This is a genomic window from Candidatus Amarolinea dominans, from assembly GCA_016719785.1.
Taxonomy (GTDB): Bacteria; Chloroflexota; Anaerolineae; order SSC4; family Amarolineaceae; genus Amarolinea; species Amarolinea dominans.
The window spans coordinates 258,201-278,334 of the sequence record JADJYJ010000006.1; the positions used below are offsets into that span (position 1 = coordinate 258,201).

Consider the following 20,134-nt stretch of genomic DNA (forward strand, 5'->3'; position numbering starts at 1 on the left):
CCGTGACGTTTGTCGTCGCAGAAACCCGGCTTCTCGCACAGCCGGGTTTCTGCCCTTTGTAATTGACCTATGAATCCCTATCTTGAACTTCTGCGCGCGCAACTGACCCCGGCCGCGGCCGCCGACCTGTTGACGGCCGCGCAGGTCACCGACCCCCACGCGGCGGTGCGGCGGCTGCAAGGCATCAGCCAGGATGCACTGACCCAGGAGGCGTTGGCCGCGTGTCTGGCCGTTGTGCTGCCCGCGGTGGCCGGCGCGGCCAGCCCCACTGCAGCCCTCGTCAGCTTCGAACGCTTCGCCCGCAGCGCGGCACAGCCGGCCGACCTGTTTCTCTACCTGGCAGCCAACCCGCGCCAGGTGGAAATGCTCATCACCCTTTTTGCCGGCAGCCATTTTCTCAGCGAAATCCTCCTGCGCAATCCAGACTACTTTCGCCTGTTCAGCGAACGCCGCGAGCTGTCACAGCCCAAAACCGCGGCGCAGCTCTATGCCGAAGCGCAGAAGGCCCTGGCGCCTTTTGTCGAACCGTTCGATCAGCTCAACGCCCTGCGCCGTTTTCAGCGTTGGGAACTGCTGCGCATCGGCGCGGCCGACTTCTTCGGCCTGCTCGATCTGCCCAAAGTGACCCTGCAGCTCTCGCGTCTGGCCGACGCCCTGGTGTGGCAATGCCTGACCATGGCCGCCTGGCGCGCCGAGCGCGCCAGCGCCGGCTTCATCGTCATCGCCCTGGGCAAACTGGGCGGCGAAGAACTGAACTACAGCTCAGACATTGACCTGCTCTTCATCGCTCGTGACCATCCTACCGATTATCAGGCCCTCAGCCAGCACCTGATTGACGCCCTCGTGCGCGCCACGCCAGAGGGTTTCCTCTACCGGGTGGACATGCGACTGCGCCCCTGGGGCGGCGTCGGCCCGCTCGTCTCCTCACTCGATGGTTACCTGGGCTACCTGCGCCAGGACGCCCGTCTGTGGGAAAAACAGGCCCTGCTCAAGGCGCGCGTCATCGCCGGCGATGACGCGCTGGCCGCGGACTTCATGCAACAGGTGCAGCCGTTCATCTTCAGCGCCACGCCCGCAGAGGTTCGCACCAGCGTGGCCGCCATGAAACAGCGCACCGAATCCAGCCTGGCCGCGCGCGGACGCACCTGGGGTGAGGTCAAACTGGGCGAAGGCTCCATCCGGGACGCCGAATTTGTCGCCCAATATCTGCAACTGGCGCACGGCGCTGAGCGCCCAGCTTTGCGTACCGGCAAGACCCTGGAAGCCCTGCCGCAGCTCTTCAGCGCCGATTTGATCACCGCCGACGACTATCGCACCCTGTCCGACGGCTACATCTTCATGCGCGCCGTCGAACATTACCTGCAGCTCATGCACTACCGTCAAACCTCCAGCCTGCCCACGGCCGCAGACGAACTGACCACCTTTGCGCGGCGCCTCGGTTTCAACGGCGCCGACGCCGGCGCGCGCTTTCTCGCCCGCTACGAACAGCAGCGCGCCGCCATTCGCGCGGTCTATCTGCGCCACCTGGGCGATCTCAGCGTCCCCGCCGCGGACCCGGCCCAGCCGCCGGCCGACTCGATGGCCTCGCCGGCCGTGCAGCGCCACCTGGCCCGGCTTGACCCCGCCTACACCCTGGTCTTCAGCGAGGCGGAGATCGAACGCCACACGTCGCTTGTCGCGCGCCTGAGCGCCGCTAACCTGGTGGAGGTGGATGCCGCGGCGGTCGAAGGCGGCCTGTGGCGAGTGACCATCGTAGCGTTCGATTACCTGGGCGAGCTATCGCTGATCTGCGGCCTGCTGGCGGTGCATGGCTTCGACATCCTGGATGGCGATGTCTTCACCTACGAACCGGTCAGCGGCCCCGCGCCCCCCGGCGACCGCGGGCGCGGGTTCTACCGCGATAGCCTGCGCCGCGCGCCCCTGCAGGCCACGCGCCCGCCGGAGGCCGATGTCCGGCAAAAGATCGTAGATGTCTTCACGGTGCGCCCCACCCTACACGATCTGGCGCCGGACGTGTGGACGCGTTACCGTCGCGACCTCGACGCGCTTCTGCGCCTGCTGCAGGAGCATCAGAGCGCGCTGGCGCAGGGTGCTCTGGTCAAACGGTTTGCCGCGCGTCTGCGTGAGGCGAGCAGCAGCGGCAGCACGCTCTACCCCATCGAAGTGCAGATTGACAACCGGCAGTCTGCGCGCTACACCGTGCTGACCATCGAGGCGCAGGACACGACCGGCTTTCTCTACGAACTGACCAACGCGTTGGCGCTCAACGACCTTTACATTGCGCGGGTCACGGTGGACACTCTCGGCAGCCATGTGCATGACACTCTCTATGTCACCGACGCCCGCGGCGACAAGATCACTGCGCCGGCGCGCCAGCGCGAGCTACGTGCCGCGATCGTCCTGGTCAAACACTTTACCCATCTGCTGCCACGTTCGCCCGACCCGGAATCGGCCCTGCTGCACTTTCGCGCCTTCCTGGGCCAGCTCTTCAGCCAGCCCAACTGGCCCGATGAACTGGTGTCACTGGAACGGCCAGAGGTGTTGAGCGCGCTGGCCCGCCTGCTGGGCGTCAGCGATTTCCTCTGGAACGACTTTCTGCGTATGCAGTACGCCAACCTCTTTCCGGTGGTACGCGATGTGGATGCACTGCACGCCGCGCGCCCCCGCGCACAATTGGCCGCCGATCTGGATGCTCGCCTGCGCGCGACGCCGGATGCGCCCGGCCGGCGTGACGTGCTCAACGCGTTCAAGGATCGCGAGATATTCCGCATTGACATGCGCTATATCTTGGGCCATGTGACCGAGTTTGGTCAGTTCTCCGGCGAGCTGAGCGATCTGGCGGATGTGGTGGTGCAGGCCACCTTTGGCGTTGTCCTGCAGCCACTGCTCGCCGAGCACGGCGCCCCTCTCCTCGACCCTGTGGCTGACCAGACGCCTGCATCTGCGCCAACCGCTTGCCCGCTGACGGTGTGCGCGCTGGGCAAGGCTGGCGGCCGCGAGTTGGGCTTTGCCTCAGACATCGAACTGCTGTTCATCTACGCGGGCAGTGGTCAGACGCGCGGCCCGGCCGTCATCTCCAACGCGGAGTTCTACGAGCGCCTGGTGCAGTCCTTTGTCAGTACCATCCGCGCCAAGCGCGAGGGCATCTTTGAGATTGATCTGCGCCTGCGCCCGTACGGCAAAGCCGGCAGCCTGGCCGTCTCCCTGGCCTCATTTCAGCGTTACTTTGCGCCCGGCGGCCCGGCCTGGGCCTATGAACGCCAGGCCCTGATTCGCTTGCGCCCCCTCGCCGGCGATGTCGAGTTTGGCCGCCAGATCGTAGCGCAGCGCGATCAGTTTGTCTACACCGGCGAGCCATTCGATGTCGCGGCCATGCGCGCCATGCGCGAACGCCAGTTGCGTCACCTGGTCACCGCAGGCGCGTTCAACGCCAAGTTCAGCCCCGGCGGTGCAGTGGACATCGAATACCTGGTGCAGGGGCTGCAGATCAACCACGGCCTTGCGCACCCGGCCCTGCGCCTGACCAACACGCGCGAGGCCCTGGCCGCGCTGGCGCAGGTCGGCATCCTGGCTCAGGACGACTATGAGCGCCTGCGTGACGCCCATATGTTCATCCGTCGCCTGGTCAACGCCCTGCGCATGGTGCGCGGCAACACCAAAGACCTGACCGTGCCACCGGCCGCCAGCGAAGAATACCGCTTCCTGGCTGACCGCCTGGGCTACGGCGCCGATCTGGAGCGCCTGCGCGCCGATCTCAACCGCCATCCAACCTTCGTGCAACAACTGAGCGTACGCTTATTGGGCTAATAGCCGCGTGGAGGACGCCATGAAACACAGCCAATCTTTCATCGTGACGTTTGTTCTTGCTCTGTTCGTAGCCGTGACCAACGCAGCCTCGGCGCAACCTGTTGCCCCCGGCAACTGGCAGTGCTGGGGGCTGAATGATCCTAATCCGTGCCAGCTCTCATTAAGCTCGGCGGCGATGGTCTCGCCCACGGACGGCTGGGCCGTCGGTGAAGGCGGCATCATCCTGCACTGGAATGGCAGCGTGTGGTCTCAGGTTACCAGCCCGATCACCGGCTGGCTACTCTCAGTGGCGATGGTTTCGACCACGGACGGTTGGGCTGTTGGTGAAGGAGGCGTCATTCTGCATTGGAACGGCAGCACCTGGTCCTCAGCACCAGTTTCGCTTGCTGCAAAGGCTGCCAGTCCCCTCACGAGTTCGCTCCATTCCGTAGACATGACCTCGGCCAGCGACGGGTGGATTGTGGGTGAAGCGGGCATCATCTTACACTGGAATGGCAACACTTGGATGCAGGTCGTTGGCCCGACACTGTCGGACCTGAAGTCGGTCGCCATGGTGTCGGCCATGGACGGCTGGGCAGTGGGCGAGGGCGTTATCCTGCACTGGGATGGCAGTAGCTGGTCCCAGGTCACCAGCCCGACGACTCAGGTCATAAGCTCTGTCGCCATGGTATCGGCAACGGATGGATGGGCTGCGGGCTACGACACCCTCTTTCACTGGGACGGCAGCGCCTGGGTGCAGTTCGCTACTCCTGCCACGGAGCCGTTGTTTTCAGTGGGAATGGTATCGGCAACGGACGGCTGGGCGGTGGGCTACAATGGGGTTATCCTGCACTGGGACGGCGACACCTGGGCTGTGGCCACCAGCCCAACCACAGGCTCACTCAATTCTGTGTTCATGGTGTCGCCAACGGACGGCTGGGCCGTGGGCGAAGGGGGCATCATCATACACTGGAATGGCGGCTTTTGGGCCTATGTCGTCAGTCCGCGACAACATGACCTGACTTCGGTGGACATGGTTTCAGCGACAGACGGCTGGGCCCTGGCCTACGACACCATGTTGCGTTGGAACGGCAACACCTGGACGCAAGTCGCCCTCCCCACGACAGAGGCGCTCTTCTCAGTGGACATGGTCGCAGCGACGGACGGCTGGGCGGTGGGCTACAATGGGGTTATCCTGCGCTGGAACGGCAACGCCTGGACACAGGTCGCCAGCCCAACCACGGAATGGCTGCTGTCAGTGGCAATGGTCTCGGCTACGGATGGCTGGGCAGTTGGTGAAGGCGGCAATATCGTACACTGGAACGGCAACGCCTGGACGCAGGAGGCCAGCCCCACATCGTCGGGCTTGGGTTCGGTGAGCATGGTATCGGCCACGGATGGCTGGGCCGTGGGCAACTACGGCATCATTTTGCATTGGAACGGCAGCGACTGGTTACAGGTCACCAGCCCAACCACTGGCTCACTCAATTCTGTGTTCATGGTGTCGCCAACGGACGGCTGGGCCGTGGGCAACTACGGCATCATCATACATTGGGATGGCACTGCGTGGATGCAAGCCGCCAGTTCGACCACGCAATGGCTGAGATCGGTGGTCATGGTCTCAGCCGCGGAGGGCTGGGCAGTGGGCAATGGTGGGGCCATTCTTTACTGGGATGGCACTACTTGGACCCAAGCCGCCAGCCCTACCACCCATCCCCTGTCTGCGGTGGACATGGTGTCGGCCATAGACGGCTGGGCGGTGAGCGATTCGGGTGTTATCGTGCGCTACACGGCGCCAGCGCCTCCCACTGGTATTCACTTCACCGCGTTCAATCAGGCGCCGCCAGGCCTGGCCAAGCAAGGGTGGGGACTCTTCGGACTGGGAGCGATGCTACTCCTGCTGGGTCGTTTGGTTCGACATTTGGCATTGCAGACGCCAGCCGACGTTGATATTCGGAATACAAACGAGAAGGACCCGATCAATGACCGAATCCTTCTCGTTTACTGAGCACGGGAGGAGGTAATCTCGACGATTGCCTCCTCGTGCATTTTTCAACCCGCGCATCACGCGCGCGAGTCACTAGATCTTTTGGACGTTGCTAGCCGACGGGCCTTTGGGTCCCTGTTCGATTGCAAACTCGACGTGATCGCCTTCGGCCAGGCTGCGGAAGCCCTGACCCATGATTGCGGACTGGTGGACAAATACGTCTTTTGCGCCGGACTCAGGCGTAATGAAGCCGAAGCCCTTCTGATCGTTGAACCACTTGACGACGCCCTTTTCGCGAACTGCCATGTTGAAAACTCCTTTTCCAAATTATGATCCTGCGCTACAACCGTAGCCATGGTGCAAAACGTGGTCGTTCCCAACGGTAAAATAAAAGAGCCGTAAGACTTAAAGTCTTTACGGCTCATTTGCTTGGCACATCAAAGGACTTACTACATCTTGCAGAGTGTATCATACTTTAATTCGCTAACGGTGTCAAATTGACGATACGCGAAAAACAAGGATGAGGCGCGCAAGATCAGTTGGAGTAAGACCAAAACTCCACAGGGCCATGACTACATTCTCTGTCTTCTCGTCGCCTAATCTACCAGTTCCTCAACCTGCCAGATCGCCCCCATCGTCCAGACATCCAGCGATGTCACCTTCGCCGAACCACCGCGGCTGAAAAGGCGGACGCCCAGGCTGTCCGGTCGTGTGGGATAGATGCGGGTGACCAGGTTGGTCCGGCCACCGTTGGCGAAGACCTCCACCACCGAGCGGTCGAGGAAGATGTGTAGGGTCACCGACTCACCTGCGGCCAATGTGATCGGCGCGACGCACGGGGCGCGATCGACCTCGGTGTCTAGGCTGGCGTGATCACGCTCGATCACGATCCGCTGGGCCGCCTGTTGGATCATGATCGTCGTATATTCCTCGTCCTCCGGTGTACAGCGCACCTTGAAACCAACTTCTGCGCCAGCGCCCGGCTCCACCTGCGCGATGATCTCCAGGCAGTCACCGCGCACATTTTCTAGCCACGCGTTGGATTCGGCTGCGCGCGCGACGCCATCGCAATGCCAGTGTTGGCCGCGCAGGGCCTGCACCTCGGGCGTGGGTTCGAGGGCCAGGCTGCCGTCAGACGTCAACGAGACTCGCAGCGGCAGGGATAGCGCACCAGCCCAGCCTGCTTGCCGGCGCGCGGCCTCATTGCGGCCTTCGTTGAGCCAGCCCCACAGCAGGTAGCTACCATCGTTTCGCCGCAACGCTTGCGGCGCGTAGAAATCGCCGCCGGTGCCCGGATGCACCAGGATCTCCTGTCGTTCAACCTCGAAGCCGGAAAGCCCCAGGATACCCGTGACGTAGAAAGGGTACATTAGGCGCCAGGCGGGATCCTGGACCGAGATGATGAGGGCCTGCTTCGCCCCGAAGTCGAGCAGGTTGGGGCATTCCCACATCGCGCCCGTCGAGAAGGGGGCGGTTTGGTTGAGATTACCGCGGTGGATTGGCCCCAGGTACTCCCAGTCCCGCAGGTCATCCGAGCGGTAGCGTAGCACCAGGCCCCCCACGCCTGCGATCCGCGTACCGATGACCATGTGCCACTGGCCGTCGGCGCGCCATACGAAGGGGTCGCGGAAATCGCCGCCTGCGGTCGCAGCCAGCTCGGCTGGCAGCCCGGGGATCACGGGGTTGTCTGCCCATTTGTCCCAGGTCAGCAGGCCGTCCGTGCTGGTGGCGATGCTCACCGCCTGGGGGGCAACGCCTGTGTAGACGAGCGTGGGCAGCCCATTGTCGTCCACCGTACAGCCGGACCAGCACCCGCGCGCATCAGGGCCGCCTGGCGTGGGCGCGAGCGCAATAGGCAGATCGCGCCAGTGGACAAGATCGTCACTGACCGCATGACCCCAGTGGATACTGCCGTGGACCGGGGCATGGGGGTTGTGCTGATAGAACAGATGATACTGCCCCTGCCACTGGATAAGACCGTTGGGGTCGTTCAGCCAGTTGGCGGGCGCAGTGAAGTGATACTGCGGGCGGTGCGGGTCACATGCGTGCCGTCGCCGCGCGATAAGCGTCGGGTTGCTGCCGAAATTCATGAAAGAGATCCTATTCGCCTATATTTGGCTTGCTCCTGCCCGTTGAGTAGCCTGTTCTGATGGTTTGAACCTACGCCTACATCATCCCCTTCAGTTGAAGTTGGTCGGCATGATGGCAAGAGACAAAATGCTCCGGCGTGATTTCGCGCCATTGTGGCGTTTCGTTTTTACATTGTGAGGTCGCATAAGGACAGCGCGGGTGGAAGTAACAGCCGCTCGGCGGATGAGCAGGGTTGGCGACTTCGCCTTCCAGGATCATCCGCGCTGACTTGCGGGTCGGGTCCGGCAGCGGCACTGCCGACAGCAGCGCCTCGGTGTATGGGTGGCGCGGATGGTTGAACATTTCGTCCGACTTGGCCAGCTCGACGATCTTGCCCACATACATGACCGCCACCCGGTCGGAGATGTGCTCCACCACCGCCAAGTCATGGGCGATAAAGATATAGGAAAGATTCAGCTCTTGCTGCAGTTCTTTCAACAGGTTGAGGATCTGCGCCTGGACCGACACATCCAGCGCGGACACCGATTCATCGCAGACGATCAACTTGGGGTGACACACCAGCGACCGCGCGATGCCAATCCGCTGGCGTTGTCCGCCACTGAAGGCGTGCGGATAGCGGCGCAGGTGCCGTTCTTCCAGCCCGACCCGTTTGAGCGTGTCGATGACTTTCTCACGCACCTCTGCGCCCCTGGCAAGCTTGTTATAGACGAGCGGCTCCTTAACAATATCGAAAACCGTCATGCGCGGGTCGAGTGAGGAATAGGGGTCCTGGAAGATCATGTGGAAATGACGCCGGGTGGCCCGCAGCTCTTCGCCTTTCAGCGCGGTCAAATCGATCCACCGGCCGTCTATCTGCAGTTGGACCCGCCCGCGGGTCGGCTCAAGGGCCCGCACAATGCAGCGACCCAGCGTAGTCTTGCCGGAGCCGGATTCACCCACAATCGACAGCGTCTCACCCACGTTGACATACAGGTCCACATTATCCACGGCGCGGACATGGCCGGACACGCGCTTCATCAGGCCCTGTGTGATGGGGAAGTACTTAGCCAGATCATGCACGGCAAGGATCCGCGGGTCGGTCGTTGGGTTAGATATTTGTCCACTCATCTTCTGGCTCCGTTTCTTGGCTGTACAGGAAGCACCGCACGAAGTGCCCCGGTTCTTTTTCGAATAGCGCCGGCATAGACTTATCGCACAGGCCGGACATGGCGCTCGGGCAGCGGGTGGCGAATCCACATTGCCTGGGGCGGTCAATCGGGGTTGGCACCGTCCCGCTGATCACTTCGAGCTTATCCACTTTCTGGCCGGGTTTGGGGATGGAGCGCAGCAGCATCTGGGTGTAGGGGTGCAGCGGGTTGGCAAACAGCTGTTGCGTGGTGGTGCTTTCCACTACCTGGCCCAGGTACATCACGTAGACCCGCTCGACCGTTTCAGCGATTACCGCCATATTGTGGGTGATATAGATGATTGACATGCCCACTTCGTGTTGCAGCTCTCGCATCAGGTCAAGGATCTGCGCCTGGATGGTCACGTCCAGCGCTGTAGTCGGCTCATCCGCCAGGATGATCTTCGGGCTGCAGCTCAGGGCCATGGCGATCATCGCGCGTTGGCGCATGCCACCGGAAAGCTGATGCGGATATTCGTCATAGCGCTGGGCCGGGTTGGAGATGCCTACCCGGTTGAGCAACCCGATCACGTGCTCGCGATTCTTCTTCCGGTCGAGCTGCGTGTGCAACGCGACCATTTCGCTGATCTGGTGGCCGATGGTATAGACGGGCGAAAAGGCAGTCATCGGTTCCTGGAAAATCATGGCGATTTCGTTGCCCCGGATGGCGCGCAGCTCCGGCGCGTTGGGCGCCAGGGCGAAAACATCGATGGTGCTCCCATTCTTGCGGTGCAGCAGCGCCGTTCCCTTGACAATCTCACCCGGCGGCTGCACCAGGCGCATGATTGATTGGGACATCACGCTTTTTCCGCAACCGGACTCACCGATAATGCCGATCGTCTCCTGGTCCCCGACCATAAGGTCTACGCCATCTACCGCCTTCACAATGCCTTCATCGAGGAAGAAGAAGGTTTTCAGGTTTCGGATTTCTAGTTGATTCATTGGTGCGTATCCTTCGTTCTCGCGATTGTGCGACCCTTCACTCTGCGGGCACACCCCAGATGGAATCCAGCTCCCATGCCCTGAGACTCTGTAAATTAGTCTCGCCGCCTTCCGAGAACAATTCAGTGCCGAGACTGTTGGGGCTGGGAAACATCAGTGCAGACATGGTTACCACACCGTCATTGGCGAACACCTCAATGGATGACTGGTCGACGAAGATGTGCAGCCGGACCTTCCCATTTTGGGGAGCCAGTGGTGCGGTCATATACTTGGCAAAGCGGCCGCTGAACCTGGCGTTCTCCGAGTTTGTGCGGTCGAGAAACAGCGTCGCTGTGTTCGCGTCGTATCCGACGCTCACCCCATGATCACCGTTCACCACGGTCTTGATGCCGAACTTCGCTTTCGGATCGGTGATTTCAAAGGTCGCGTCGATCTCGTAGGTGTTCCTGGCTGGTTTGAACTCGGAAAGCGGCGTGATGCCTTGCAGCGTTCGCTGTTTGATCTGGATCGGTTCCTGGCGCAGGCCTTCCAAGGCTGGAATCGGCCGCTGGACGATGCGCAACCCGCCGGCATACGACGCCAGGCTGATTTCGCGGGGCAGGGCCAGCGCGCCTTTACCCCAAGAGGTGGGTACATCGTTGGCGTACTCCCAGTTGCCCAGCCAGCCCATCGTGACCACGCGATCTTCCGCGTTGTCGTAATCGCGATACGTGCGCACGGCGTAGTAATCCGCGCCGTGGTCGAGCCAGTTGGCGTGCTCGCGGCCGCTCACCATCGGCGTATCCGAGAACAAGATGTGATCCACGCTGACATGCCCGAGATCGGAAGCAGTGCGCTGATCGACGATCTGAATCTGCGCCTTCTTGCCCGCCAGTTCGGTCACGTCCCAGCTCACCCACTTCATGATATCGGAGCCGTCGCCGCTGGCGCGACGAATCGCGGCGCCATCCACAACCAGGCTGATACTGCCATCGCTGCCGTGAGCGCCACCGGCGACCAGAAAGTTAATGAAGCGCGTGCTGATGACAAACTCAGGCGACGTGACGGTTGCCAGTCCCCGGTCGCCGGTCTTTGATCCGGGCGTGTACGTGCTCAAGAAACCGGCGCCAAGAAAGCCTGACGTTTTGTAGAGGCCGAGATTTTCGCCGTTGCCGATGGCAATCTCGTCCCCTTCGCTGGTCCAGCCCGCCGGCAGGCCCTTCTCAAAGTCGGCAAACACTGCGCCCGGCAGGCCCTCGCCACGCAGGAGATACCCGTTCAAGGCCGGGTCCAGCGTGAATCTCTTCCCGTTAAAGTCCCCGACAAAGTACTGCTCCCGGTTGGGGCCTATCCCGCACAGCAGAACCCATTTCTTCTGAGTCGGGTCGCCATCCACGCTCAACTGGAAGATGTCAGGCACCTCCCAAACCTGCGACTGCGCGCCGATCGGGCCGAAGTCGCTCAGGTGCTCCCAGTGCTTGAGATCCTGCGAGGCATAGAAGCTGACCTTGCGATCATCCGAGAGCGTGATGATCATGATCCAGCGGTCGGTCTCAGGATGATAGAACACCTGCGGATCGCGGAACGCGGGTCGCTCGGAATCGAGCACCGGGTTCTGGTCGTAATATACGAAGCTCGTATAGTCGTAGCTGATCGATAGGCCCTGCACCTCTTCGCCTGTGCCTTGATAGTGCATGGTGTAGACGGCGATCATCGGCGGCTGATCGGAGTCCACCGCCAGGCCGCTGGTGTTATATTTATCTACAACGACCGAACCGGAATAGTAGACGAAGGAGCCGTTATCGCCGATCATCGGCCAGATGCGTTCGTTCCAGTGCACCAGGTCTTTCGACTCGGCATGGCCCCACCAGAAGATGTGATAGAGGTTGTTGAAGCGGATCATCCCATCCGGATCGCCTAGCCATCCCTTGGCAGGTGAAAAATGAAACTGGGGACGATATACCTGCTGGTAACGCGATGCTTCCGAGATGGGATATTCGTATGCGTCCCGTGCCTCGGACGTCGCCAGATAGTCTACCGGGGTCTTCGGTCCCGGCGTGGGTTGCACGCTTGCCGCGGCTTGGGTCTCCACCGGCCGCGGCGTTGGGGCGGCGCTGGGAACGGCAGGCCGCGATTCCGGGCTATTCTGAGGCGCAAGCGCCGTCTGAGAATCATTCATCGGTCTCTGACATCCTCCAACTAACAAGAGCACCAGCAAAAGGAGCGAGAAACGTTTGTGCATCACAGAGAAAACCATTCGGCCACTCATGACAGGCCCTCCTTCAGCGTGTGTAGGGGTCCGCTGCGTCGCGCAGGCCGTCGCCAATGAAGTTGAACAGGACTACGGCCAAGATGATCGCAGCGCAGGGATATAGCAGCCACGGGTAGAAGGCGATCACGGTCACATCCTGGGCTTGCTGGAGCAGCGAGCCCCAGCTCACGTCGGGCGGGTTGATGCCCAAGCCCAGAAAGCTCAGGGTGGTCTCGCCCAGGATCATGCCCGGGATGGCGATGGTGATGTGAACGATGAGATAGCTCATGAAGCCGGGCAGCAGGTGTCTGAAGATGATCGCCAGGTTGCCGGCCGACGAGATCTTGGCCGCGGTGACATAGTCTTCTTCCCGCAGCGAAATGATCTTCCCGCGCACCACGCGCGCCAACCCCGTCCAGCCGACCAGCGACAGGATGATGGTAATGGCGAGGAAGGTTTGGATGCCGGTCCAATTCTCCGGGATGGCGGCTGAAAGGCCCATCCACAGGGGGATCTGCGGAATGCTCATGAAGAACTCGATCACCCGCTGGATGATGAGATCGATCGTGCCGCCGAAGAACCCGGAGATACCGCCAAGCAGGATGCCCAGGAAAAAGCTGACAAGCACGCCGCCGAAACCGATAAAGAGCGACACCCGCGCGGCATGCACGATTCGCGAAAACAGGTCGCGCCCAAGCTGGTCGCTGCCCATCAACATCAAGGGCTGCTCAGAACCAACTCCGATCAGATGCACGTCAGAGGAAATTACCCCCCACAGCTTGTACGGCTCACCTTTGGCAAAGAGACGCACGGGGTAACGCGTGCTGGTGTCGTCTACGAACGTATAGGTATACGTCGCCTCATCCAGTTGGCTGGTCCGGCCGTACACGAACGGCAGGTGGAAAGCCCCTTCCGCGTCGCGGATGTGAATCTTGGTCGGACTGGCGTAGACCAGGTCGCCGAAGCGCGTGACCGGGCTGTAGGGCGCCACAAAGTTCGCCAAGATGGCCATCAGATAGATGCTAGCCAGCACCCAGAAACTAATCAGGGCCAGGCGGTGCTTTTTGAACTTGGCCAGCATCAGCCCATACTGCGACGCCTCCAGCAACTGCTCAGCGACCTTCTGGCGCCGTGTGCGGGTCCCCCGGTAACGCCGCAGCAGCTCGCCGGACCGGCGATTTACATAGTGTTCTGATGCTCCTGATGCGCTGTTCGTGATTGTTGTTTGCATATTTGCACCCTTTCGCCGGGCTGCTTATTCGAAGCGGATGCGTGGATCGGCCCACGCCAGAAGAATATCGGATATCAACGTGCCGACAATGGTCAGTGAGCACAGGATCAACACGAACGCGCCGGCCAGGTACATATCCTGCCCTAAAGTGGCATCCAGGATCATGGGGCCAACCGTCGGTATGTTCAACACTTTGGATACGACCAACTCGCCGCCGACGACGCCAGGCAGCATCCAGCCGATAGTGCTGATGATCGGATTGATGGCGATGCGAATGGGATACGATAAAATCACCCGCCATTCAGGCAGGCCCTTAGCCCGCGCGGTCGTGACATATTGCTTCTTCAATTCATCCAGCAGCGTAGCGCGCAGGATGCGGATGAGCCCCGCCGCGCCGGTCACGGCCAAAACAACCAGCGGCAGCCAGATGTTCTTCAGCATATCTACGAACTTGGCCATGGACCAGGCCGCGTTGCGGAACTCATCTGAGAACAGCCCGGTCACCAGATATCCTGTCCGGGAGAAGACGACATACATGAGCACCAGCGCCAGCAGGAACGCCGGGATCGAAAGTCCTAAGAAGCTCAGAAAGGTGAAGAAATAGTCCCACACGGAGTACTTCTTCAATGCAGAGAGAATGCCGATGGGAATCGCGATGACCCAGGTTAGCGCAATGGACGCCAAAGACAATGCGATGGTGCGCGGCACGCGCTCCCCCAACAGGTCGGCGACCGGTCGCTGGTACCGGAATGAATTGCCGAAATCGCCGTGCAGGACGATCTTGGAGATCCACACGCCGTACTGCATGATCAAGGGCTTATCCAACCCATACTGCCGTTGAAGCGCAAGTTTCTGAGCGTCATTCAATGACCCGCCCTGCAGCTCAAGATTTCGTATGTAGCTGTCAACATAGTCGCCAGGCGGCAACTGAATGATGACGAACGAAACGATCGAGACAAGAATCAGCAATGGGATGAGGGCTCCCAAACGACGCACTAAGAACTTAAGCATGGCCGCTCCTTTCGGCTCGTTGGCGAGCGCGTGGGCGAGGATCGCTGTGGATTGCGCAGCCTTCAGGCCTGGCCCACGCCGCGGGCTGGGCCTGAAGGCTGACGACTTCATCTATTTCGCAGCAAACCAGTACCCTTCGGCGTTGATGTAAACGTCGAGGTCAAAGGGAGAACCATCATTCGGGAGATTTCGCAACCGGGCATCCACCGAATTAGGCTTGACCTGGTGCCCGACCACTGGGATCATCACGTAGTTGTCCGACATCCACTTGTACAGCTTGTTGTAGATTTCCATACCCTTGTCTGACTCGGGTGGGTACGCCTTGCGCGCTGTGTGCAGATCGTAGAACTCCTTGACGTACGCTGGCGGCTGGCGACCCTGTTTGCCGCCGGTGCTGTAGTACAACCAGGTCATCGGGGACCAGGGGCCTTTATGGTTAGGCAGGTAATCTTCGGAGATACCCGTAGCCCAGGCCTCGCCGTCGTTCCATTTCAAGGAGGCCATAATCTCGTTGGCGCTCCGGCGCTGATCCCACAGCGTGCCATCGACCACTTCGAGCTCGACATGCAGGCCGGATTTCTGAATCTGCTCCTTGAGCAGTTCGGCAATCGGCGCGGTTTCGGGCGCTTCCGTATTGAAGGTGATGCGGAAGATGAAGGGCTGCCCATCCGGCCCCAGGCGGAGGCCATCGCTGCCGCGCTTGTCAAGGCCCAGCGCGTCCAGCAGGCTATTGGCCTTCTCCAGGTCAGGCCCCGTGGCATTCATGAAGGGCTGGCCGAACTTGCCAAAGAAGATGGTCTTGTTAACCTCATTCGGATCCATCGCGGCGGCGATCGCCTGCCCGAAGCGACGTTCGGGATCCGTGATCAGCTTCTGCCAGACGCTGCCTTCCTTGTCATACTCATAGTCCAGGTTGAGGAAGAGCATGGTCGGATAGTTGAAGGAACCGGTGGTGAAGATCTTGCGGTTGAACTGAGCTGCCGTCTGCACCAGAACCGGCATGTCGCTGAGCGAGACGTTGTTGCCGCCCGCGAGCGTGACCTTGCCGGCCATGACGGCGTTGAGTGTGGCCGCGCTGTCAATGGCGAGGTTGTTGACCACGCGGTCGACATAGGGCAGCTGGCGGCCGTTGGAGTCAACATGCCAGAAGTAGGGGTTGCGCTCGAAGACACGGCGATCTTGGGTTGCTTCGGTGAGCACCCAGGCGTTCAACGTGGGCTGGCCCAAGGCGCGAATCTCACCGCAATCCCAATGCGCGACGTCCTTGGTGTTGAGCAAGTTGACCCAACTGGTTTCATTCGCTTCCTTGAGCAGTTTCTCAAGTTCGGCCGGATCAGCATATTTTGCATGGAACTTCTTCAAGTAGTGCGCCGGCTTGAACATGAAGTCGTAGTTCGGGATCCAGGAGTTGAGGGCGGCGACGAACGCGCCATAGGGCTTGCTGAACTTCAACTCAAAGTTGTACTCGTCGATGATCTTCAGCTCAGCGGCCCCGTTGGCGGCGCTGCCCTGGGCATTCAGTTCAGAGGGGAAGCCGCGCAGCACATCCGGGTCGGCATAGATATCCTCGAAGGCGAAGCGGATGTCCTCGGTGGTCAGCGGCTCGCCGTCCGACCAGCGCAAGCCCTTGCGCATGCCGAAGGTATAGGTGGTGTAATCATCTGAAATCTTCAGCGAGCCGATAACATTGGGCAAGGAGGCCTTAGTTGTCTGGCTGGGGGAGCGCAAGATGGTCGAACCTTGACCGATATTCAGGAATCCCGAGCCCCAGGACGCAGCGATATTGATGTCGCCGCCGTATTGGCCGTTTTCCCAGGCGCCGTACTCTTCTTGCAACAGGACGCCGGGGCCAACGACGAAAACGTCATCTGGCAGGCGCTGGTCGATGGGTGGGAGCTTGCCAGAAGCGACACGATCGGCCAGGAAGGGCGGTTCGATGAACCCGCGGGCTGATTTGGCTTCGGCAGGGGCAGCAACCGGCGGCTGGGTCGCGGCCGCGGGTTGAGTCGCGGCTGGTGGCGGCGTCGGGGTAGGCGAGCTGCACCCAGCAACAGCCAGGATGATGGTGATCAATATGATGATCTGCGCAAAGTGAAGTAGCTTTCTCATTCTTTCCTCCAAATTCGATCTTGGTGATGCTGCGTAATCGCACATGACGGTGCCTGGCTGTCTGAGACGTATTCCTGAACGATGCAATCACCTCCTTATTTGCCTGCACGTGTCGGAATGGCAGCGGCGGGTTAGACCGAGAACCGCTCAATATACGGACATTCGATGGAATGTTGAATTGGCTGCATGTCGTCTTCCGGGTCCAGGTGTTCCAGCAGGTAGTTGATAGCCCATTGGCCCATCGCATAATGGGGTAATTCCATGGTGGAAAGGCCAGGGTTAAGATGGGCGGCAATGATCTCCTGGTTGTCGAACCCTATCACCGCGACATCGTCAGGCACGGTGAGATTGAGCTTGCGCAAGGCATAGTACGCGCCCATCGCCATGCGGTCATTGAAACAAAACAGCGCGGTCGGCGGGTTCGGCACCTGCATGACTGTCTGCGCGGCGCGCTGGCCGCCATCAGGATCCGAGTTATCAGAGACCACCAGCGCCGGGTCGAAAGCGATGCCGTGCGCCGCCAAAGCAGCCAAATAGCCTTGCAGGCGGGCGGCGGTCGCGGGGATGGGGTCAATATTGTTGAGAAAGCCCACCCGCTTGTGCCCCTTTTCCAGCAGAATCTTGGTGGCATTGTAGCCCCCGCCGACCTCATCCGGGACAACCGAAGGCAGCGAGCGGTCGGCTACAAAGCAGTCGAGCAATACCGACGGGATCTCCCACAGCAGATCGGGCGGGGTCACGGGGCGATGATAAAAAGTCGCGTAGATGATGCCGTCGACCTGGCGCTCCAGCATCATATCGAACGCGGCTGCCTGCAACTGGGGGTCATTCTTGGTATTGGCTAGAAGCAGAACCTTGCCCAGTGTCCAGGCAGCATCTTGAGCGCCCTCAAAGATTTTTCCTGCATACGGCGTGGTGACAATTTCATCGGACACAAATCCGAAGTTGCCGGATCGTTGAGCGCGGATTATCTTGGCTGCCAGGTTTGGGCTATAGCCAAGCTCGGACATCGCCGCCATGACTCGTTTCTTGGCTTCATCTGGGATATGAGAATTATCGTTAATCACCAGAGAAACAGTCGTCCGTGAGACACCAGCCAGATTGGCCACATCAATCAGCGTCGGATTGGGTTTTGTTTGTTTTGCCATTTGGAGGTCCTTATGGTTAAGCGGCAGGGCCTTGGGTTACTATAATTGAATTATACAAAGCGCGAGCGCGGCAGTCATGCACAAAAGGAAGTGAATCCTGCAGAATTGGGAGCAAGATCGGACAGGTCGTTCGAGTCTTGCTGGCAACGGACCTGGCGGCGGAAGGCGCACGGGCTGCGGCCGGTTTCCCGATGGAAGACCCGACTAAAATAGGCGCCGTCGTTGTAGCCAACCCGACCGGCGATCTCAGTGGCAGTGAGATTCGTGACGCGCAGTAATGTTTTGGCTTGCTCGATGCGGGAGCGAGTCAGGTATTCCCACGGTGTGATGCCCAGGTCGCGTCGGAAAACGTGCGTGAGGTGCCGTTCGCAAACTGCGACGTGCGACGCGATCTGGCGGCGCGACAACTGCTCGGCGGCATAATTCTGCCGGAGATAGGTGATGGTCCGGCGGGTCAACTCATGGACCTGCAGTGGCAGGTCCATCTCGACGGGTAGTGTGCTCGGCGACGCCTCCACCGGACGGTCCATGCGGCGTTTCGGCTGGAGCAGCGGCAGATAGATGTGGAAGGTGACCCCTGCGCCGGGGGGGCTCGAAAAAGTCATCTTGCCGTCATGCAGTCTGACCAGCTGGTAGGTCACGTGTAGCCCAAACCCCAGGCCTGCGACAGGGTGTGATGGCCGCTCCGCCGTCAGAAGGGCGTGAAAGATGTACTGCTGCTCTAACGGCATACCCTGCCCGGTGTCGGCAACCCAGAAGTGAAGATGGGTGGTCGTGGGCAAGGCGCCTAGCGTGATGTGACCTTGCTTCGCGAACCTGTAGGCGTTGCTGAGCAGGTTGTAGAGGATCTGATGCAAACACAGCGGGTCAACGCGGATAGCAGGCAGCGCTTCGGGCAGTTCCAGCCGCCACTCCATCCCAACGCGCGGCGGCAAGCTCTCTGACATCGCCCGGAACGCGTCGGCCAGAAGAGCGTTTGGGGCCACAAGCACAGGGAGGACCTTCATCTCAAGGATTCCTAGCCGTTCTTCGGGCGCGAGGGACACCAGGTCTGCTTCATGGGAGATCAGCGCGACGCCCAACTCGCTGGCTCGCTGGTGTATGACCTCGCGTGCCAGGGACCAAGAGGGGGCGTCCGCTTCCAGTTGCATGCCACTCCGCGTCATTCGAAACATAGAAGGTCCTCCCTGGTTCCTGCCATCAGGTTTTCGACAATCTTTGGGCCTATCCGCGAAGATGATTCGTATTACTAATACGTATTAGTAATACGATTTTTTTCCCTGTACGTCTGCAGTGCTCAGAGAACGTACAGGGAAGCGCGACGTTTTTGACGGGTGTTCTTTTCTCGGAGGACCGCCCTACCGTGGCGATCATTCGGGACTGAAGCGATCCGTGTCCTAATGGCGTCTCAAGCCGATTCCCGCTTGACGAGCGGGCATTCGATCTTGTGCTGGATCGGCCCGCCGGCCGCCAGGTTGGCGTCGTGTTCGATAAGGTAATTGACGGCCCACTCCCCCATCTCGTAGTGGGGCAACTGCATTGTGGAGAGGGGCGGGTACAAGTGGGCGGCGATGAGCTGTTCGTTGTCGAAGCCCATCACCGCGATATCTTCGGGAATCGCGAGGCCTAGCTTGCGCAGCGCATCGTAGGCCCCCATCGCCATCCGGTCGTTAAAGCAGAAGATCGCACTGGGACGATCAAGGCGTTGCATCAGCTTCATACACCCCCGGTAGCCGCCCCCCTGATCGCTCAGATCAGACAGCACCAGGCTGTCATCGTACACGATTCCGCGGCCGGCCAGAGCTTGTTGGTAGCCCTCCAGGCGCCCCAGCGTGGCAGGGATCACGTGGACGTTATTGATGAATCCAATGCGGCTATGTCCTTTGCTCAGCAGATGCTCGGTGGCCCTGCGGCCTCCTTGTATGTCATCCGGCACTACCGAGGGCAGCGATCTATCCTGAACGAAACAGTCGAGCAGAACGGTGGGAACGCTGCGCACGGTATCAGGCGGATCAGCTGGACGGTGGTACATGGTGGCATAGATGATGCCCTCAACCTGTCGCTCCAGGAGCATTTCGATGGCGGCCTTTTCCACATCCTCATTGCCACCGGTATTCGTCAGCATCAGCAGCTTGCCGTTGGCCCACGCTGCATTTTGCGCGCCTTCGATGATCTGCCCAGCGTGCGGCGTGGTGGCGATCACATCGCTGATCAGACCGATGAGGTGGGTCTTGCTGGTGCGCAGAATCTGCGCCGCAACATTGGGACGGTACCCCAACTGCTCAACGGCTTCGAGTACGCGGCCTTTGGTCTCATCGCTGATCATGATGCCCGACCGCTTGTTGAACACAAAGGAAACAGTTGTCTGCGATACACCCGCGACGCGGGCGACATCTCTCATCGTCGGAGCTCGTTTTCTTTGGGCCGTCATCCT

13 protein-coding genes are annotated in these 20,134 nt (G+C 60.5%); 2 read left to right on the top strand and 11 right to left on the bottom strand.

Annotation, left to right across the window (positions count from 1 at the left end):
- Nucleotides 1-69: 69 nt before the first annotated feature.
- Both IPM84_09600 and IPM84_09605 read left to right on the top strand, forming a co-directional pair.
- Nucleotides 70-3,807: a glutamine synthetase adenylyltransferase gene (locus IPM84_09600; protein ID MBK9093019.1), complete on the top strand. Its 3,738-nt coding sequence runs from the start codon at nucleotides 70-72 to the stop codon at nucleotides 3,805-3,807.
- A gap of 19 nt (nucleotides 3,808-3,826) precedes the next feature.
- Nucleotides 3,827-5,794 (top strand): hypothetical protein, encoded by a 1,968-nt coding sequence (locus IPM84_09605; GenBank protein MBK9093020.1) that lies wholly within the window; start codon nucleotides 3,827-3,829, stop codon nucleotides 5,792-5,794.
- A gap of 72 nt (nucleotides 5,795-5,866) precedes the next feature.
- Here the strand turns inward: IPM84_09605 and IPM84_09610 are convergent, their stop codons facing one another.
- The 11 genes from IPM84_09610 to IPM84_09660 all read right to left on the bottom strand — a co-directional run bounded on the left by IPM84_09610 (nucleotide 5,867) and on the right by IPM84_09660 (nucleotide 20,101).
- Nucleotides 5,867-6,079 carry a cold shock domain-containing protein gene (locus IPM84_09610; GenBank protein MBK9093021.1) on the bottom strand — a complete coding sequence of 71 codons (213 nt, stop codon included), beginning with the start codon at nucleotides 6,077-6,079 and terminating at the stop codon, nucleotides 5,867-5,869.
- A 290-nt stretch (nucleotides 6,080-6,369) separates the two neighbouring features.
- Nucleotides 6,370-7,863, bottom strand: a complete 1,494-nt coding sequence (locus IPM84_09615; protein ID MBK9093022.1) for a glycoside hydrolase family 32 protein — start codon at nucleotides 7,861-7,863, stop codon at nucleotides 6,370-6,372.
- Between the two features lie 76 nt (nucleotides 7,864-7,939).
- Entirely contained in the window at nucleotides 7,940-8,971 is a 1,032-nt protein-coding gene (locus IPM84_09620; protein MBK9093023.1) for an ATP-binding cassette domain-containing protein, read from the bottom strand.
- Nucleotides 8,952-9,971: an ABC transporter ATP-binding protein gene (locus IPM84_09625; protein ID MBK9093024.1), complete on the bottom strand. Its 1,020-nt coding sequence runs from the start codon at nucleotides 9,969-9,971 to the stop codon at nucleotides 8,952-8,954. The genes IPM84_09620 and IPM84_09625 overlap by 20 nt, the downstream gene beginning before the upstream one ends.
- A 37-nt stretch (nucleotides 9,972-10,008) precedes the next feature.
- Nucleotides 10,009-12,219 carry a GH32 C-terminal domain-containing protein gene (locus IPM84_09630; GenBank protein ID MBK9093025.1) on the bottom strand — a complete coding sequence of 737 codons (2,211 nt, stop codon included), beginning with the start codon at nucleotides 12,217-12,219 and terminating at the stop codon, nucleotides 10,009-10,011.
- A 13-nt stretch (nucleotides 12,220-12,232) separates the two neighbouring features.
- Nucleotides 12,233-13,432 carry an ABC transporter permease gene (locus IPM84_09635; GenBank protein ID MBK9093026.1) on the bottom strand — a complete coding sequence of 400 codons (1,200 nt, stop codon included), beginning with the start codon at nucleotides 13,430-13,432 and terminating at the stop codon, nucleotides 12,233-12,235.
- 24 nt (nucleotides 13,433-13,456) lie between these two features.
- Nucleotides 13,457-14,443, bottom strand: a complete 987-nt coding sequence (locus tag IPM84_09640) for an ABC transporter permease (protein ID MBK9093027.1) — start codon at nucleotides 14,441-14,443, stop codon at nucleotides 13,457-13,459.
- 111 nt (nucleotides 14,444-14,554) lie between these two features.
- Nucleotides 14,555-16,516: a hypothetical protein gene (locus IPM84_09645; protein MBK9093028.1), complete on the bottom strand. Its 1,962-nt coding sequence runs from the start codon at nucleotides 16,514-16,516 to the stop codon at nucleotides 14,555-14,557.
- A gap of 167 nt (nucleotides 16,517-16,683) precedes the next feature.
- Nucleotides 16,684-17,700: a LacI family DNA-binding transcriptional regulator gene (locus IPM84_09650; GenBank protein ID MBK9093029.1), complete on the bottom strand. Its 1,017-nt coding sequence runs from the start codon at nucleotides 17,698-17,700 to the stop codon at nucleotides 16,684-16,686.
- Nucleotides 17,701-17,774: 74 nt separating this feature from the next.
- The gene (locus tag IPM84_09655; protein MBK9093030.1) at nucleotides 17,775-18,851 is read right to left on the bottom strand and encodes a helix-turn-helix domain-containing protein; all 1,077 of its coding nucleotides are present in this window, start codon (nucleotides 18,849-18,851) and stop codon (nucleotides 17,775-17,777) included.
- Between the two features lie 257 nt (nucleotides 18,852-19,108).
- On the bottom strand, nucleotides 19,109-20,101 hold the full coding sequence (locus IPM84_09660) for a LacI family DNA-binding transcriptional regulator (GenBank protein MBK9093031.1): 993 nt from the start codon (nucleotides 20,099-20,101) through the stop codon (nucleotides 19,109-19,111).
- Nucleotides 20,102-20,134 lie beyond the last annotated feature (33 nt).

What these genes read in the sequence shown, in the direction of transcription:
- IPM84_09600 (MBK9093019.1), top strand. Translation starts at nt 70, where the DNA reads ATGAATCCCTATCTTGAACTTCTGCGCGCGCAACTGACCCCGGCCGCG.
- IPM84_09605 (MBK9093020.1), top strand. Translation starts at nt 3,827, where the DNA reads ATGAAACACAGCCAATCTTTCATCGTGACGTTTGTTCTTGCTCTGTTC.
- IPM84_09610 (MBK9093021.1), bottom strand. Translation starts at nt 6,079, where the DNA reads ATGGCAGTTCGCGAAAAGGGCGTCGTCAAGTGGTTCAACGATCAGAAG.
- IPM84_09615 (MBK9093022.1), bottom strand. Translation starts at nt 7,863, where the DNA reads ATGAATTTCGGCAGCAACCCGACGCTTATCGCGCGGCGACGGCACGCA.
- IPM84_09620 (MBK9093023.1), bottom strand. Translation starts at nt 8,971, where the DNA reads ATGAGTGGACAAATATCTAACCCAACGACCGACCCGCGGATCCTTGCC.
- IPM84_09625 (MBK9093024.1), bottom strand. Translation starts at nt 9,971, where the DNA reads ATGAATCAACTAGAAATCCGAAACCTGAAAACCTTCTTCTTCCTCGAT.
- IPM84_09630 (MBK9093025.1), bottom strand. Translation starts at nt 12,219, where the DNA reads ATGAGTGGCCGAATGGTTTTCTCTGTGATGCACAAACGTTTCTCGCTC.
- IPM84_09635 (MBK9093026.1), bottom strand. Translation starts at nt 13,432, where the DNA reads ATGCAAACAACAATCACGAACAGCGCATCAGGAGCATCAGAACACTAT.
- IPM84_09640 (MBK9093027.1), bottom strand. Translation starts at nt 14,443, where the DNA reads ATGCTTAAGTTCTTAGTGCGTCGTTTGGGAGCCCTCATCCCATTGCTG.
- IPM84_09650 (MBK9093029.1), bottom strand. Translation starts at nt 17,700, where the DNA reads ATGGCAAAACAAACAAAACCCAATCCGACGCTGATTGATGTGGCCAAT.
- IPM84_09655 (MBK9093030.1), bottom strand. Translation starts at nt 18,851, where the DNA reads ATGCAACTGGAAGCGGACGCCCCCTCTTGGTCCCTGGCACGCGAGGTC.
- IPM84_09660 (MBK9093031.1), bottom strand. Translation starts at nt 20,101, where the DNA reads ATGAGAGATGTCGCCCGCGTCGCGGGTGTATCGCAGACAACTGTTTCC.